Source organism: Streptomyces agglomeratus (assembly GCF_001746415.1).
Lineage (GTDB): Bacteria > Actinomycetota > Actinomycetes > Streptomycetales > Streptomycetaceae > Streptomyces > Streptomyces agglomeratus.
Genome location: NZ_MEHJ01000001.1, coordinates 6,497,525 through 6,514,167 on the forward strand (window position 1 = coordinate 6,497,525; position 16,643 = coordinate 6,514,167).

Below are 16,643 nucleotides of genomic sequence, written 5' to 3' on the forward strand. Positions count from 1 at the left end.
TCGGGCAATCGCCTCAGCCCGTCGTCTCCTCGTTCCGTACGGAACGGGAGGCGGCGGGCTCGCGCGTGTGCGGGGCACTGTCGCGCGCGGCCGGCGCCGATGCCGCACGCGGCTTCGGCGCGCCGGGCGCCGGGCGGCGCGGGCCTTCGAGCGCCCTGGCCACCGCCGCGTCCAGGCCGAGCGCGGCGCCCTCGTGCCGGAGCGCCTCGTAACGCCCGTCGCCCAGGCGCTCGCGCGCCCGCTCCTCGCACAGCGAGTGCGGTGCGTTGTAGTACGCCGAACCGAACAGCGGCAGCCCCACCGACGGCCAGATCCGCTCGGCGGCCCCCTGGAGGACCGCCGCCTCCGCCGGATCACCGGCGTCGAGGGTGACCAGCGCCAGCAGTTCCAGAGCCAGCACCGCGCCAAGCAGGTCGTTGAAGGCGTGGTCGATCGCGAGGCACTCCACCAGCAGCTCCCGCGCCCGGTCCGGCCGGCCGTCCGTACACGCCGCATAGGCCCGGACGTACAAGGCGTACGCGAGGGCCCAGCGCTCGCCGTGGTCCTCGCACACCTCGGTGACCTCCTCGCAGATGGCCACGGCGTGCGCCAGGTCGCCGCGGAAGGCCACCGCCATCGCCAGCTCGATCCGCGCCATCAGCACATTGCTGTTCAGCTCGCCGATCTCCTCGTAGCGGGCGAGCGCCTCCCGCAGCAGTTCCTCGGCGCGCGGCATGTCGTCGGACACCAGCGCCAGGCAGCCCGACCGGTGAACGGCGTAAGCCGCCGCGAGGGCGTTCCCGCTCAGCTCGGCGCCCTCCCGGCACTCCTGGAGGGCGGCCAGCGCCCCGATCGCGTCGCCCTGGAGAACGGCCACGTAACCGAGCACCCACAGCGCCTTCAGCCGGTGCGCCTCGTGCTCGCCCTCCGGCTCCAGCGCGTGGTCGAGCCAGTGCCGGCCCTCCGACAGGTGCCCGCAGCCGACCCAGTAGAACCACAGCGTGCCCGCCAGGTACTGGCCCAGATGTACGTCCCGCGGGTGCTCCAGCGAGTACTCCATCGCCCGGCGCAGGTTGGGCAGTTCACTGTCCACGCGCGCCGCCACCTCGGCCTGCCGGGGGCTGAACCAGTCCAGCTCGCACCAGGTCGCCAGCCCGAGGTACCAGTCGCGGTGCGTGCGCCGGACGCGCTCCGCGTCGCCCATGGCCGCCAGCCAGTCGGCGCCGTACTCCCTGACCGTGTCGAGCATCCGGTACCGGACCCCGGCCGGGGAGTCCTCGCGGATCACCACGGACTGCGCGATCAGATCCGTGAGCACGTCGAGGACGCCGAGCACCCTGTCGTCCAGCAGCTCCGGGCCGCCGCAGACGTACTCGGCCGCCTCCAGGTCGAACTGTCCCGCGAACACCGAGAGCCGCGCCCACAGCAGCCGTTGCTCCGGAGTGCACAGCTCATGGCTCCAGCCGATCGCGGTACGCAGGGTTTGGTGGCGGGGCAGAGCGCCCCGGGTGGAACCGGTCAGCAGCCGGAAGCGGTGGTCGAGCCGCTCCAGCACCTGCTCGACGGACAGCGCCCTCAGCCGGCCGGCGGCCAGTTCCAGCGCCAGCGGAATCCCGTCGAGGCGTCGGCACAGCTCGTGCACGGCGGATCGGTTGGCGTCCGTCAGCCGGAAGCCGGGCTGCCCGGCGGCCGCCCGGTCGGTGAAGAGCCGTACCGCTTCCGAATCCGGCATCGGCGGCAGGGGAAAGGTCTGTTCGCCGTCGATGCTCAGCGGCAGCCGGCCCGTGGCCAGCACGGTCAGTTCCGGAGCGCGCCGCAGCAGCTCCCGGACCAGCCCGGCCACGGCGTCGACGAGATGCTCGAAGCCGTCGAGTACGAGCAGCAGCCGGCGCTCCGCGAGATGCTCCACCAGCACCGTGCGCGGCGGCTTGCCGGAGTGGTCCGTCAGCCCCAGCGCCTCGACAACCGCGTGCTCCAGCAGGCCGGGGTCCGTGAGGGCGGACAGCTCGGTGAGCCGGACCCCGTCGCAGTACCGTTCCTTCAGTTCGCAGGCGGCGCGCAGGGCGAACCGCGTCTTGCCCACGCCGCCGACCCCGGTCACGGTGACCAGCCGGGCGTCCTCCAGCAGGCGGCCCAGCTCCGCCAGTTCGGCGCGGCGGCCGACGAACGGGTTCAGCTCGGCCGGGAGACCGCCGTGAGCGGGGGAATGGGACACCGGAGGGGGAGTGCGTCGCATGGAACACGGAGCGTACCGATCCGTACGCACTGCGTACAATCGGCCCGCGCACCTCCCGCCCCCCGCGCCCCTAATGCGGTACGGACCCTGAGCCCCGGCGCGATAGGCTCGCAGAACGAGATTTCTCAACGGCAGGGAGCGGTGCAAAGTGTCCGGTGGAGAGGTGGCCGGCATCCTGGTGGCCGTCTTCTGGGCGATCCTGGTCTCTTTCCTCGCCGTGGTGCTGGTGAGGCTGGCCCAGACGCTCAGGGCGACGACCAAGCTCGTCGCGGACGTGACCGAACAGGCCGTCCCGCTGCTGGCGGACGCGTCCGCGACCGTACGGTCGGCGCAGACCCAGCTCGACCGGGTCGACGCCATCGCGACGGACGTCCAGGAAGTCACCTCCAACGCGTCCGCGCTCTCGACGACCGTCGCATCGACCTTCGGCGGCCCGCTCGTCAAGGTCGCGGCCTTCGGGTACGGCGTCCGCCGGGCGATGGGACGCGGCAAGGACGCTCCGTCCGAGCAGCCGTCGCGTCGCACTGTGATCGTCGGCCGGACCGTGCCGTCCGCCCGACGCCGGAAGCGGAAGGGCTGAAGCCGCAATGTTCCGCCGTACTTTCTGGTTCACCGCCGGCGCCGCAGCCGGTGTGTGGGCCACCACCAAGGTCAACCGCAAGATCAAGCAGCTGACGCCCGAGAGCCTCGCCGCGCAGGCCGCCGACAAGGCGGTCGAAGCAGGTCACCGGCTCAAGGAGTTCGCGCTCGACGTCAGGGCGGGAATGGCGCAGCGCGAAGCCGAACTCGGCGAAGCCCTCGGTCTCGAAGAGCGGAACGACCCCCACGTCATCGAGCACCGACGCGTCGCCGCTCTCGACCACAACAAGCATTCGTACAACCGGAATGAGGACCACTGATGGAGTCGGCTGAAATCCGCCGCCGCTGGCTGCGCTTCTTCGAGGAGCGCGGACACAACGTCGTGCCTTCGGCGTCGCTCATCGCGGACGACCCGACCCTGCTGCTGGTCCCCGCGGGCATGGTGCCCTTCAAGCCGTACTTCCTCGGCGAGGTCAAGCCGCCCGCCCCGCGCGTCACCAGCGTGCAGAAGTGCGTGCGTACGCCGGACATCGAAGAGGTCGGCAAGACGACCCGCCACGGCACGTTCTTCCAGATGTGCGGCAACTTCTCGTTCGGCGACTACTTCAAGGAAGGCGCCATCAAGTACGCGTGGGAGCTGCTGACCAGCTCCGTCGCGGACGGTGGCTACGGTCTCGACCCCGAGCGGCTGTGGATCACGGTCTACAAGGAGGACGACGAGGCCGAGCAGATCTGGCGCGACGTCATCGGCGTACCGGCCGAGCGGATCCAGCGTCTGGGCATGGGCCCGAACTTCTGGTCGATGGGTGTACCCGGACCCTGCGGCCCGTGCTCCGAGATCAACTACGACCGCGGCCCGGAGTTCGGCGAAGAGGGCGGCCCGGCGGTCAACGACGAGCGCTACGTGGAGATCTGGAACCTGGTCTTCATGCAGTACGAGCGCGGCGCCGGCGAGGGCAAGGACGACTTCCCGATCCTCGGCGACCTGCCGTCGAAGAACATCGACACGGGTCTGGGCCTGGAACGTCTCGCCATGATCCTTCAGGGCGTACAGAACATGTACGAGACCGACACCCTGCGCGTCGTCATGGACAAGGCCACCGAGCTCACCGGCGTCCGCTACGGCGCCGACCACGGCTCCGACGTCTCCCTGCGCGTCGTCGCCGACCACATCCGTACGTCCGTGATGCTCATCGGGGACGGCGTCACCCCCGGCAACGAGGGCCGCGGCTACGTGCTGCGCCGCATCATGCGCCGCGCCATCCGCAACATGCGGCTCATGGGTGCCACCCAGCCCGTCGTGGCCGAGCTGGCCGACGTGGTCATCACGACCATGGGCCAGCAGTACCCCGAACTGCTGACGGAGCGGGGGCGCATCGAGACCGTCGCCGTCGCCGAGGAGGCCGCGTTCCTCAAGGCCCTCAAGGGCGGCACGAACATCCTCGACACCGCCGTGACGGAGACCAAGGCCGCCGGTGGCAAGGTCCTCTCCGGTGACAAGGCGTTCCTGCTCCACGACACCTGGGGCTTCCCCATCGACCTCACCCTGGAGATGGCCGCCGAGCAGGGCCTGTCCGTGGACGAGGACGGCTTCCGCAGCCTGATGAAGAAGCAGCGGGACATGGCCAAGGCCGACGCCCGGGCCAAGAAGACCGGCCACGCCGACGTCTCCGCCTACCGCGAGGTCGCCGACAGCTCCGGCACCACCGAGTTCACCGGTTACACCCGCACCGAGGGCGAGTCGACCGTCGTCGGCCTGCTCGTCGACGGGCTGCCCTCCCCGGCCGCCACCGAGGGCGACGAGGTCGAGGTCATCCTCGACCGCACGCCGTTCTACGCCGAGGGCGGCGGCCAGCAGGCCGACACCGGCCGGATCAAGCTGGACACGGGCGCCGTCATCACGGTCCGCGACGTACAGCAGCCGGTCCCGGGCGTCTCCGTCCACAAGGGGTCGGTCCAGGTCGGCGAGGTGACCGTGGGCGCCTCCGCCTACGCCGCCATCGACCTCAAGCGCCGCCGGGCCATCGCCCGCGCCCACAGCGCCACGCACCTCACGCACCAGGCGCTGCGCGACGCGCTCGGCCCGACCGCCGCCCAGGCCGGTTCGGAGAACGCGCCGGGCCGTTTCCGCTTCGACTTCGGCTCGCCCAACGCCGTGCCGGGCACCGTCCTGACCGACGTCGAGCACAAGATCAACGAAGTGCTCGCCCGTGAACTCGACGTCCAGGCCGAGGTCATGTCGATCGACGAGGCCAAGAAGCAGGGCGCCATCGCCGAGTTCGGCGAGAAGTACGGCGAGCGCGTGCGCGTCGTGACCATCGGCGACTTCTCCAAGGAGCTGTGCGGCGGTACGCACGTCCACAACACCGCCCAGCTGGGTCTGGTGAAGCTGCTCGGCGAGTCGTCGATCGGTTCGGGCGTGCGGCGCATCGAGGCCCTGGTGGGCGTCGACGCGTACAACTTCCTGGCCCGTGAGCACACGGTCGTCGCCCAGCTCCAGGAGCTGGTCAAGGGCCGTCCGGAGGAGCTGCCGGAGAAGATCTCCGGGATGCTCGCCAAGCTCAAGGACGCCGAGAAGGAGATCGAGAAGTTCCGCGCGGAGAAGGTCCTCCAGGCCGCCGCCGGTCTCGCCGCGGGCGCCAAGGACGTGCGCGGTGTCGCGGTCGTCACGGGTCAGGTGCCGGACGGCACCTCGGCCGACGACCTGCGCCGGCTCGTCCTGGACGTGCGCGGCCGCATTCCGTCCGACCGCCCGGCCGTGGTGGCGCTCTTCACCACTGCCAACGGCCGCCCGCTGACCGTCATCGCCACCAACGAGGCCGCCCGCGAGCGCGGTCTCAAGGCCGGCGACCTGGTCCGTACGGCCGCCAAGACCCTCGGCGGCGGCGGTGGCGGCAAGCCGGACGTCGCCCAGGGCGGCGGCCAGAACCCGGAGGCCATCGGCGACGCCGTGGCCGCCGTCGAGCGCGCGGTCGGCGAGAGCGCCTGATGCGACGCGGCCGCCGTCTCGCGATCGACGTCGGGGACGCCCGGATCGGGGTCGCCTCGTGCGACCCCGACGGGGTGCTGGCGACGCCGGTGGAGACCGTGCCGGGACGCGATGTCCCGGCCGCCCACCGGCGGCTGAGGCAGCTCGTCGAGGAGTACGAACCGATCGAGGTCGTGGTCGGCCTCCCTCGCTCCCTCAGCGGGGGCGAGGGGCCGGCGGCCGTCAAGGTGCGGGCGTTCGCCCAGGAGCTCGCCGGGGGCATCGCGCCCGTCCCGGTGCGGCTCGTGGACGAGAGGATGACCACAGTGACGGCCACTCAGGGACTTCGCGCTTCGGGCGTGAAGTCCAAGAAGGGCAGATCTGTGATCGACCAGGCGGCGGCAATTGTCATCCTTCAGAACGCTCTGGAGGCCGAACGGGTCTCCGGCCGTCCCCCGGGCGAGGGCGTCGAAGTGGTTGTCTGATCGCGATACGGTAACGTTCCGCGCGATGCGGCGGTGTTCGAACAGCTGCCGCACAAAGAAGAGGCGGACCGGATGCCGTGCCCCCACGCGCGACGCAGCCACCGCCTCGCGGCACACTATGGGGTTTCATGACTGAGTATGGCCGGGGCGCAGGCCGCGAACCGTGGCATCCCGAAGACCCGTTGTACGGGGACCAGGGATGGGCAGGGCAGCAGGCCGTACAGGGCCAGGGTCCGTACGGAGGCCAGCCGCAGCACTACCAGCAGGAGCCGCAGCACTCGCAGCCGCAGCAGCCGTACTACGACGGCGGGCAGCATCAGCAACCGCAGCAACCGCAGCAACCGCAGCAACCGCAGCAACCGCAGCAACCGCAGCAGCCCGGGCACCCGGGCCGGCCGCAGCCCTACAACGACCAGCAGCAGTACGGTCAGGGGCACAACGGCGGCTGGGACACGGGCGCTCACCAGCAGCAGGAGCCCGTGCCGTACGGCATGAGCCCGGGGGCCGACCCGTACGCCGCTCAGCAGCCCGCCTACGGCGGCGAAGGCCCCGACTACTACGCCGCCCCCGAGGCGTACCCCCGCCGCAGCCCCCGAACCAGCGCCGCGCCGCCCCCGAGCCGGACCGGGCCCCCGAATGGGAGCCCGAGACCGAGGCCGAGGAGCAGCACCCCTTCTTCACGGGCGCCGACGACCACGACGACGACGCCTACGACGACGATCCGCGCGAGTCGCGGGGCGGCCGGGGCGGTCGTGGCGGAGACCGCCGCGGCGGGAAGACGAAGAAGAAGAAAAGCCGCAACGGTACGGCGTGCCTCTTCGTCACCGTGGTCCTGGTCGGCGGCATCGGCGGCGTCGGCTACTTCGGATACCAGTTCTACCAGGACCAGTTCGGCGCCCCGGAGGACTTTACGGGCAGCGGCACCGGTTCCGTCGAGGTCGAGGTCCCCAAGGGCGCGGGGCTGGGGCAGATCGGCAGCATCCTCGCCCGCAAGGGAGTGGTCAAGAGCTCGGGCGCCTTCGTCTCGGCGGCGACGGCGAACCCGAAGAGCCAGGGAATTCAGCCCGGCGTCTACCCGATGAAGAAGGAGATGTCGGGCAAGGCGGCCGTCGATCTGATGATCAACCCGTCGAACCTGAACGCCCTCATTATCAGGGAGGGCCAACGGAATGTCGCGATCTACGAGGAGATCGACAAGAAGCTGAAGCTCGACGCCGGTACCACGGAGGACGTGGCCGAGAAGGAGTTCAAGGACCTCGGTCTGCCCGAATGGGCCAACGACGACCCCGACATCAAGGACCCGCTGGAAGGCTTCCTCTACCCGTCGCGTTACGACATCGGCGGAAAGTCGACGCCCAAGTCGATGCTGAAGGAAATGGTCACTCGGGCTGCGGCGAAATACGAGGCGGCAAATGTCGAGGCCGAGGCCACGAGGCTTGGGCTCAATTCGCCGATGGATCTGATCACGGTGGCGAGCCTCGTCCAGGTCGAAGGCAAGTACAAGCACGACTTCGACAAGGTCTCCAGGGTCGTCTACAACCGGCTCAAGCCCAACAACACCGAGACGGTGGGGCGGCTCGAGTTCGACTCTACGATCAACTACATCAAGGCCGAGAGCAGGCTCGACATCGGGGCCGTCGACGATCTGCGGCAGCTCAGGGACCCGTACAACACGTACGACATCAAGGGCCTGCCGCCGGGCGCCATCAGCAACCCGGGCGCTGAGGCGCTGAATTCAGCGATCAACCCGAAGCCCGGTCCCTGGTACTACTTCGTATCGGTCACGGCGGACAAGACTCTCTTCGCGGTGACCAACGCCGAGCATGAGAAGAACCGGCAGCAGTACGAGGACGAGCTGGAGAACTCAGGACAGTGAGCACAACCCGACGCGCGGCCGTCCTCGGCTCGCCCATCGCGCACTCCCTCTCACCGGTGCTCCACCGCGCCGCGTACGAGGCACTCGGGCTCGACAGCTGGTCGTACGACCGCTTCGAAGTGGACGAGGCCGGGCTCCCGCCCTTCTTCGCGGAGCTCGACCCGTCCTGGGCCGGTCTGTCGCTGACCATGCCGCTCAAGCGGGCCGTCATCCCGCTGCTCGACGAGATCAGCGACACGGCGGCCTCCGTCGAGGCGGTCAACACCGTCGTCTTCACCGAGGACGGCCGCCGCGTCGGCGACAACACCGACATCCCCGGAATGATCGCCGCCCTGCACGAGCGCGGCATCGAGAGAGTCGACTCCGCCGCGATCCTCGGCGCCGGAGCGACCGCCTCCTCCGCGCTCGCCGCGCTCTCCCGCTTGTGTACGGGCCCGGTCACCGCGTACGTCCGCAGCTCCGCCCGCGCCGACGAGATGAAGCAGTGGGGCGAACGGCTCGGAGTCGACGTACGCGTGGCCCACTGGGCGGCGGCGGAGCGGGCGTTCGACGCGCCGCTCGTCGTCGCCACCACCCCGGCCGGCACCACGGACGCCCTCGCCCAAGCGGTGCCGGAACGCCCCGGAACGCTGTTCGACGTGCTGTACGACCCGTGGCCCACCGCGCTCGCCGCCGCCTGGTCCGCGCGCGGCGGCTCGGTCGTCGGCGGCCTCGACCTGCTGGTGCACCAGGCCGCACTCCAGGTGGAGCGGATGACGGGCTGCGCCGCCGCGCCGCTCGCCGTCATGCGGGCCGCCGGTGAGAGCGCCCTCGCCGGCCCGTAGGATCCGCGGAGAACCGCAGGTCACAGGGCGAGGAGAGCGCGATCATGAACACGGTGGCAGAGCAGCACCTGGCAGCGCCCGACGTGCTCAAACTGGCGCTGTACCTCCTGCCGGAGTGGTTGCGGATCACCCTCGGAGCGCTCGTGCTCGGCCTGCTCCTGTGGGACGGCGTACGCAGGCTGAGGCGCCTGGTGACCGGGCGCCGGATCCGGTCGGAGCGTCCCGCGGAGTGAGCGCGCCGTCCGTCTGATGGACCTGCGGCTTGGTCGGGCGCCCGGTCGTGGGAGGATCGGGGTGGCGGGCCAGGGCCGCGCACCCGGTCGCGCCGTCGCAGTTCCAGGCGCGAGCATGAGGAGCACCGTTGAGCAGGTTGCGCTGGCTGACCGCGGGGGAATCCCACGGTCCCGCACTCGTCGCGACGCTGGAGGGCCTTCCCTCCGGTGTCCCCGTCACCACGGAGATGGTGGCGGACGCGCTCGCCCGGCGGCGGCTCGGCTATGGGCGCGGCGCACGCATGAAGTTCGAGCAGGACGAGGTCACCTTCCTCGGCGGCGTACGGCACGGCCTGACCATGGGCGGCCCCGTCGCGATCATGGTGGGCAACACCGAGTGGCCCAAGTGGGAGCAGGTCATGTCGGCCGACCCCGTGGACACCGAGGAGCTGGCCAAGCTGGCGCGCAACGCGCCGCTGACCCGCCCGCGCCCCGGCCACGCCGACCTCGCGGGCATGCAGAAGTACGCGCTGGACGAGGCCCGGCCGGTCCTGGAGCGCGCGAGCGCCCGCGAGACCGCGGCCCGCGTCGCGCTGGGCACCGTCGCCCGGTCCTACCTGAAGCAGACCACCGGCGTCGAGATCGTGTCCCACGTCGTGGAACTGGCCGCGGCCAAGGCGCCGTACGGCGTCCTGCCCGTGCCCGCCGACGAGGCGCGGCTCGACGAGGACCCGGTGCGCTGCCTGGACGCCGACGCGTCGAAGGCGATGGTCGCCGAGATCGACCAGGCCCACAAGGACGGCGACACCCTGGGCGGTGTGGTCGAGGTGCTCGCGTACGGGGTGCCCGTCGGACTCGGGTCGTTCGTGCACTGGGACCGCCGGCTCGACGCCCGGCTCGCCGCCGCGCTGATGGGCATTCAGGCCATCAAGGGCGTCGAGGTCGGCGACGGCTTCGACCTCGCCCGGGTGCCCGGTTCCAAGGCGCACGACGAGATCGTGCCGACCCCCGACGGCGTACGCCGCACCACCGGCCGCGCCGGCGGCACCGAGGGCGGCATGTCCACCGGTGAGCTGCTGCGCGTACGGGCCGCGATGAAGCCCATCGCCACCGTGCCGCGCGCGCTCGCCACCATCGACACCGCCACCGGTGAGGTCGCCGCGGCCCACCACCAGCGCTCCGACGTGTGCGCCGTCCCGGCCGCCGGGATCGTGGCCGAGGCCATGGTCGCGCTGGTCCTCGCGGACGCCGTCGCGGAGAAGTTCGGCGGCGACAGCGTGGGCGAGACCCGGCGCAACGTACAGAGCTACCTCGACAACCTGGTCGTCCGGTGAGCGCGACGGGCGGCCCTGTCGTCGTACTCGTCGGCCCCATGGGGGTCGGCAAGTCCACCGTCGGCGCGCTCCTCGCGGAGCGGCTGGGGGTGGCGTACCGGGACACGGACGCCGACATCGTCGAGGCCGAGGGCCGCCCCGTCGCCGAGATCTTCGTCGACGACGGCGAGGCCCATTTCCGGGGGCTGGAGCGGCAGGCCGTGCAGGCCGCGCTCGCCGAGCACACGGGCGTGCTCGCCCTCGGCGGCGGCGCGATCCTCGACGACGGCACCCGGGCGGCCCTGGCGCCGGTGCCCGTCGTCTACCTGTCCATGAACGTGACCGAGGCGATCAAGCGGGTCGGCCTGAACACCGCGCGCCCGCTGCTGGCCGTCAATCCGCGCCAGCAGTGGAAGCAGCTGATGGAATCACGCCGTCATCTGTACGCCGAAGTGGCCGACGCGGTGGTCGAGACGGACAACCGCACCCCCGAAGAGGTCGCCCAGGCGATCCTCGACGCACTCGAATTGAAGGAAGCATGACGGAGCAGGCAGTCACCCGTATCCGGATCGGCGGCAGCGAGGGCACGGCGCCCTACGACGTGCTGGTCGGCCGGCAACTGCTCGGTGAACTCCCCGGGCTGATCGGCGACCGGGCCCAGCGCGTCGCCGTCCTGCACCCGGAGGCACTCGCCGGTACCGGTGAGGCCATTCGCGAGGACCTCGCCGGTCAGGGCTACGAGGTCATCGCGATCCAGCTGCCGAACGCCGAGGAGTCCAAGACCGTCGAGGTCGCGGCGTACTGCTGGAAGGCGCTCGGGCAGACCAACTTCACGCGGACGGACGTGATCGTCGGGGTCGGAGGCGGCGCCACCACCGACGTGGCCGGTTTCGTCGCGGCCACCTGGCTGCGCGGGGTGCGCTGGATCGCCGTACCGACGACCGTGCTCGGCATGGTCGACGCGGCCGTCGGCGGCAAGACGGGCATCAACACCGCCGAGGGCAAGAACCTCGTCGGCGCCTTCCACCCGCCCGCCGGCGTGCTCTGCGACCTGGCGGCGCTGGACTCGCTGCCGGTCAACGACTACATCAGCGGCCTCGCCGAGATCATCAAGGCGGGCTTCATCGCCGACCCGGTGATCCTCGACCTGATCGAGGAGGACCCGGCGGCGGCCCGTACGCCCGAGGGGCCGCGCACCGCCGAGCTGATCGAGCGCGCCATCCGGGTCAAGGCCGACGTCGTGTCGAACGACCTGAAGGAATCCGGTCTGCGCGAGATCCTGAACTACGGTCACACGCTCGCGCACGCCATCGAGAAGAACGAGCGCTACAACTGGCGCCACGGCGCGGCCGTCTCCATCGGCATGGTCTTCGCCGCCGAACTCGGCCGTCTCGCGGGCCGTCTCGACGACGCGACCGCCGACCGGCACCGCACGGTGCTGGAGTCGGTCGGGCTGCCGCTGACCTACCGGGGCGACCAGTGGCCCAAGCTGCTGGAGACCATGAAGGTCGACAAGAAATCGCGCGGCAATCTGCTGCGCTTCATCGTCCTCGACGGGCTCGCCAAGCCCACCGTGCTCGAAGGCCCGGACCCGGCGGTACTGCTCGCCGCGTACGGCGAGGTCTCCAAGTGACGCGGGTGACGCGGCGGGTGCTCGTCCTGAACGGGCCCAACCTCGGCCGGCTCGGCTCGCGCGAGCCCGATGTGTACGGCGCGACCTCGTACGCGGGGCTCGTGGAGGAGTGCGGACGGCTCGGCAAGGAGCTCGGCTTCGATGTCGACGTACGCGAGACCAACGACGAGGGCGAGCTGATCCGCTGGCTCCACGAGGCCGCGGACGGGTCAATTCCGGTCGTTCTCAACCCCGGCGCGTTCACGCATTACTCGTACGGAATGAGGGACGCGGCGGCCCAGCGCACCGCGCCGCTCATCGAGGTGCACATCTCGAACCCGTACACCCGCGAGGAGTTCCGGCACACCTCGGTGGTCGCCGCCGTGGCCAGCGGTACGGTCGCGGGCTTCGGCATCGGCTCCTACCGGCTCGCCCTGCGCGCCCTCGCCGAGGAACTCGACGGCTGACCGGGCACTCTGGACCTGCCCCCGCCGTTCACAGTAGAACGGCGGGGGCAGGTACCTTTCGGTAGGCCCGGGCCGTCCTGGCCGAGCAAGAGTCGCCTGTACGAGACGGAGTGGCACCGGATGCAGCACGCAGTGGGGGCTCCGCTGCCACCACCTCAGAGGCCCGCCGCGGGGTGGACGCACGGCGCCCCGCACCCCTCCTCCCATCCCGCCGGACCGCACGCCGGGCCGCCGGCCGGGCCCCCGCGCCGCAGGGCCCCCCGCACCCGCCGCAGGCCCCGGCGCCGCCTCCGGGCACGCGCAGGCGCCCGGCTGGAGCGGACAGCCCCGCAGCACGCCCAGCGGCCGCCGTCCCGCGAGACCACCGGGCACATCCAGCTGCCGCCCGGCGGCCCGGTCCCCGTTCCCGCGCCGCCGCCGGCGGCCGCGCCCACGGACACCGGGAGTACGACGCTGGCGGTGCTGCTCATCGGCCCCGCGGGCGCGGGCAAGACCACCGTCGCGAAGCACTGGGCGCGGCACCGCCGGGTGCCGACGGCGCACATCAGCCTCGACGACGTACGCGAATGGGTGTGCTCGGGGTTCGCCGACCCGCAGTCCGGCTGGAACGAGCAGTCCGAGGCCCAGTACCGCCTGGCCCGCCGCACCTGCGGCTTCGCCGCCCGCAACTTCCTGGCCAACGGGATCTCCTGCATCGTCGACGACGCGGTCTTCCCGGACCGCCCCGTCGTCGGGCTCGGCGGCTGGAAGCGTCATGTGGGACCGGGCCTGCTGCCGGTGGTGATCCTTCCCGGGCTGGAGATCGTCCTGGAGCGCAACGCCCAGCGCAGCGGCAACCGGCGGCTGTCGGACGAGGAAGTGGCGCGGATCCACGGCCGGATGGCGGGCTGGTACGGCTCGGGGCTGCCCATCATCGACAACTCGCAGTACGACGTGCCGACCACGGCCCGGGTGCTGGACGAGGTGCTGGCCCGCTCCATAGCCAGCCCGCCCGCCTGGTAGCGCGCCGCACGGCCGGGCCACCGGGCGGACCGGACGGACGCCGCCCCATGGCCGGGCCGCTCTCCCATGGCCGGGCCGCCCCCACGGTCGGGCCGCCCCCACGGTCGGACGCGCTGAACCGGCCGGACGGCGGACACACTCGTACGCTCAAGACATGTCAGAGCTGTATGCGGTCCGCCGTGGACGGCTGCGCGACCGGTGCGCCGCCGCCGGCAGCGCCGCCGCACTGGTCTCCCGTCCCGCCAACGTCCGCTATCTCGCGGGCGGGGCGCCGCCCGGGGCCGTGCTCCTGCTCGGTCCTGACGAGGACGTACTGATCTGCCCCGGCACGACGGCCGTCGACCCCGCCGACGGCCGTCCCGACGAACAGCTGCGGATCACCGTCCTGCCGGCGCCCGGCGGCGACGCCGTCGTCGCGGCGGCGGGCACGGCCGCGGCGTCCGGCGCGGAGTCGCTCGCCGTCGAGGAGAACCACCTGACCGTCGCCCGGCACCGGGCGCTCGGCTCGGTCGCACCGGGGCTGCGCCTGGGCGACCTCGCGGGCGCCGTCGAACAGCTGCGCATCGTCAAGGACGAGGAAGAGATCGCCTCGCTGCGGATCGCGGCCGAGATCACCGACCAGGCCCTCGGTGAACTGCTCGAATCGATCCTGGTCGGCCGCACCGAGCGGCACCTGGCGCTGGAACTGGAGCGCCGCCTGGTCGACCACGGCGCCGACGGCGCCGCTTTCGCCACCTCGGTCGCCACGGGGCCCAACGCGGGTCTGGGGCGGCACCGGCCGTCGGACCGGCGGGTCGAGGAGGGTGATTTTCTCTCGGTCTGCCTCGGCGCGAACTACCGCGGTTACCGCTGTGAGATCGGCCGTACATTCGTCATCGGGACGACGCCCGCCGACTGGCAGATCGAGCTGTACGACGTCGTATTCGCCGCTCAGAGGGCGGGCCGGGAGGCGCTCGCACCGGGAGCGGAGTGCCGTGACGTCGACCGCGCGGCACGCCACCCGCTGGCCGCCGCGGGCCACGGAGAGGCGCTCGCGCCGCGGACCGGGCACGGGGTCGGGCTCGAAATCGAGGAGGACCCGCAGCTGGCACCTGCGGCCATGGGTAAACTGGACGCTTGTGTGCCGGTCACCGTCGGACCGGGGGTCCACCTCCCGGGCCGGGGCGGTGTCCGGATCGATGACACGCTCGTCGTGCGCCCCGAGGCGGACGGCGGACCCGAGCTACTCACCATCACGACCAAGGAGCTGCTCGCGCTGTAGCACCTGAGCCGCAGCCAGCACCCTGGGTCCCACCAGCCTTCAGTCCAGGAGATTCCGCAACCGTGGCTTCCACGAACGACCTCAAGAACGGCATGGTGCTCAAGCTCGACGGGGGCCAGCTCTGGTCCGTCGTCGAGTTCCAGCACGTCAAGCCCGGCAAGGGCCCTGCCTTCGTGCGCACCAAGCTCAAGAACGTGCTCTCCGGCAAGGTCGTCGACAAGACCTTCAACGCCGGCGTGAAGGTCGAGACGGCCACCATTGACCGACGCGACATGCAGTTCTCGTACATGGACGGCGAGTACTTCGTCTTCATGGACATGGACACGTACGACCAGCTCATGGTCGACCGCAAGTCCGTCGGCGACGCCGCCAACTTCCTGATCGAGGGCTTTACCGCCTCCGTCGCCCAGCACGAGGGCGAGGTGCTCTACGTCGAGCTCCCGGCCGCCGTCGAGCTGACCGTCCAGCACACGGACCCGGGCGTCCAGGGCGACCGCTCCACCGGCGGCACCAAGCCCGCCACGCTGGAGACCGGCCACGAGATCCAGGTCCCGCTCTTCATCACCACCGGTGAGAAGATCAAGGTCGACACCCGCACGAGCGATTACCTCGGCCGGGTGAACAGCTAACCGTGGCTGCCCGGAACACGGCGCGCAAGCGCGCCTTCCAGATCCTCTTCGAGGCCGACCAGCGCGGTGAGTCCGTGCAGACGGTCCTCGCGGACTGGATGCGGCACGCCAGGACCGACACCCGTCAGCCGCCGGTCAGCGAGTACACGATGCAGCTCGTCGAGGGGTACGCGCAGTACGCGGACCGCATCGAGGACCTCATGGCCACGTACGCGGTCGACTGGGAGATCGACAGGATGCCGGTCGTCGACCGGAACATCCTGCGGCTCGGCACGTACGAGCTGGTGTGGATGGACGAGACGCCCGACGCGGTGGTGATCGACGAGGCGGTGCAACTCGCCAAGGAGTTCTCCACCGACGACTCACCGTCCTTCGTGAACGGCCTCCTGGGCCGTTTCAAGGACCTCAAGCCGAATCTGCGGCGCGAATAGCGCCGGTTCGGCCGATGGACGGCTGAAAGGGCCCACAGCGCGCTTCACGGCGCACTGCGGGCCCTTTCGTCACGTCCGGGGGCGGAGCCGGGGAGGTCCGGCGGCCGGAAAGCGATGAAAAGCGCGGGAAATCGCGGGGGAACGCCGTGAACCCACGGAAAAACGCCGGGGCCGGCGGAAGTGTGAAATCTTCCGCCGGCCCCGGCGTTACGTTTCTGCTGGCGTTGCCCGGACTGTCCGGACTAGATGTCCTCGTGGGCGACGGCGCGGCGCGCGTCCGCGTCGAGCACACCCCAGCTGATGAGCTGCTCGGTCAGGACCGAGGGCGACTGGTCGTAGATCACGGCCAGCGTGCGCAGGTCGTCCTGGCGGATCGACAGGACCTTGCCGTTGTAGTCGCCGCGCTGCGACTGGATCGTGGCGGCGTAACGCTGGAGCGGGCCGGCCTTCTCGGCCGGGACGTGGGCAAGACGCTCCAGGTCCAGACGGAGCTTCGGCGGCGGCTCGGCGGCGCCGCCGGGGGTCGTACCCGGCAGGAGCTCCTGCACCGGGACGCCGTAGAAGTCCGCCAGCTCGGCGAGGCGCTGTACGGTCACGGCGCGGTCGCCGCGCTCGTACGAGCCGACCACGACGGCCTTCCAGCGGCCCTGGGACTTCTCCTCGACACCGTGAAGAGAAAGGCCCTGCTGGGTGCGGATGGCGCGGAGCTTGGCCCCGAGCTGTTTTGCGTATTCGCTGGACATATGGCTCCCCGGACGCTTTGACGACG

Annotated in this window: 16 protein-coding genes and 1 pseudogene; 15 read left to right on the plus strand and 2 right to left on the minus strand. The window is 71.2% G+C overall.

The window, feature by feature from the left end; all coding sequences use genetic code 11:
• Window positions 1–13 precede the first annotated feature (13 nt).
• Window positions 14–2,215, minus strand: coding sequence for an ATP-binding protein (locus AS594_RS28490; protein WP_069929694.1), 2,202 nt, complete (start codon window positions 2,213–2,215; stop codon window positions 14–16).
• A gap of 148 nt (window positions 2,216–2,363) precedes the next feature.
• Here AS594_RS28490 and AS594_RS28495 point away from each other — a divergent pair, with 148 nt between their 5' ends.
• The 15 genes and pseudogenes from AS594_RS28495 (at window position 2,364) to nusB (ending at window position 15,874) form a co-directional block, all read left to right on the plus strand.
• Complete coding sequence (locus AS594_RS28495; RefSeq protein ID WP_069932141.1) at window positions 2,364–2,795, plus strand: DUF948 domain-containing protein; 432 nt, start codon at window positions 2,364–2,366, stop codon at window positions 2,793–2,795.
• 7 nt (window positions 2,796–2,802) lie between these two features.
• Window positions 2,803–3,114: a DUF6167 family protein gene (locus AS594_RS28500; RefSeq protein ID WP_069929696.1), complete on the plus strand. Its 312-nt coding sequence runs from the start codon at window positions 2,803–2,805 to the stop codon at window positions 3,112–3,114.
• Complete coding sequence (gene alaS / locus AS594_RS28505) at window positions 3,114–5,783, plus strand: alanine--tRNA ligase (protein ID WP_069929697.1); 2,670 nt, start codon at window positions 3,114–3,116, stop codon at window positions 5,781–5,783. Before AS594_RS28500 ends, alaS begins: the two co-directional genes overlap by 1 nt.
• Window positions 5,783–6,247, plus strand: coding sequence for a Holliday junction resolvase RuvX (gene ruvX / locus AS594_RS28510; protein ID WP_069929698.1), 465 nt, complete (start codon window positions 5,783–5,785; stop codon window positions 6,245–6,247). The genes alaS and ruvX overlap by 1 nt, the downstream gene beginning before the upstream one ends.
• 128 nt (window positions 6,248–6,375) lie before the next feature.
• Window positions 6,376–8,123: pseudogene (mltG, locus tag AS594_RS28515) on the plus strand (endolytic transglycosylase MltG).
• Complete coding sequence (locus AS594_RS28520) at window positions 8,120–8,947, plus strand: shikimate dehydrogenase (RefSeq protein ID WP_069929700.1); 828 nt, start codon at window positions 8,120–8,122, stop codon at window positions 8,945–8,947. Before mltG ends, AS594_RS28520 begins: the two are co-directional and overlap by 4 nt.
• A 44-nt stretch (window positions 8,948–8,991) precedes the next feature.
• Window positions 8,992–9,180 (plus strand): hypothetical protein, encoded by a 189-nt coding sequence (locus AS594_RS28525; protein ID WP_069929701.1) that lies wholly within the window; start codon window positions 8,992–8,994, stop codon window positions 9,178–9,180.
• A gap of 128 nt (window positions 9,181–9,308) precedes the next feature.
• A complete protein-coding gene (gene aroC / locus AS594_RS28530) occupies window positions 9,309–10,493 on the plus strand; it encodes a chorismate synthase (RefSeq protein ID WP_069929702.1) in 1,185 nt (394 codons plus the stop codon).
• Between the two features lie 38 nt (window positions 10,494–10,531).
• Window positions 10,532–11,014: a shikimate kinase gene (locus AS594_RS28535; RefSeq protein ID WP_069930844.1), complete on the plus strand. Its 483-nt coding sequence runs from the start codon at window positions 10,532–10,534 to the stop codon at window positions 11,012–11,014.
• Window positions 11,011–12,105, plus strand: coding sequence for a 3-dehydroquinate synthase (aroB, locus tag AS594_RS28540; RefSeq protein WP_069929703.1), 1,095 nt, complete (start codon window positions 11,011–11,013; stop codon window positions 12,103–12,105). The genes AS594_RS28535 and aroB overlap by 4 nt, the downstream gene beginning before the upstream one ends.
• Before the next feature lie 5 nt (window positions 12,106–12,110).
• Window positions 12,111–12,551, plus strand: coding sequence for a type II 3-dehydroquinate dehydratase (locus AS594_RS28545; RefSeq protein WP_069930843.1), 441 nt, complete (start codon window positions 12,111–12,113; stop codon window positions 12,549–12,551).
• Window positions 12,552–12,671: 120 nt separating this feature from the next.
• Window positions 12,672–13,553 (plus strand): Pro-rich N-terminal domain-containing protein, encoded by an 882-nt coding sequence (locus AS594_RS28550; protein WP_069935474.1) that lies wholly within the window; start codon window positions 12,672–12,674, stop codon window positions 13,551–13,553.
• A gap of 154 nt (window positions 13,554–13,707) precedes the next feature.
• Window positions 13,708–14,814: an aminopeptidase P family protein gene (locus AS594_RS28555; protein ID WP_069929705.1), complete on the plus strand. Its 1,107-nt coding sequence runs from the start codon at window positions 13,708–13,710 to the stop codon at window positions 14,812–14,814.
• 62 nt (window positions 14,815–14,876) lie between these two features.
• A complete protein-coding gene (gene efp, locus AS594_RS28560; protein WP_069929706.1) occupies window positions 14,877–15,443 on the plus strand; it encodes an elongation factor P in 567 nt (188 codons plus the stop codon).
• A gap of 2 nt (window positions 15,444–15,445) precedes the next feature.
• A complete protein-coding gene (nusB, locus tag AS594_RS28565; protein WP_069929707.1) occupies window positions 15,446–15,874 on the plus strand; it encodes a transcription antitermination factor NusB in 429 nt (142 codons plus the stop codon).
• 242 nt (window positions 15,875–16,116) lie between these two features.
• Here nusB and bldD read toward each other — a convergent pair whose 3' ends face one another.
• Window positions 16,117–16,617, minus strand: coding sequence for a transcriptional regulator BldD (gene bldD, locus AS594_RS28570; protein ID WP_069929708.1), 501 nt, complete (start codon window positions 16,615–16,617; stop codon window positions 16,117–16,119).
• Window positions 16,618–16,643: the final 26 nt, after the last annotated feature.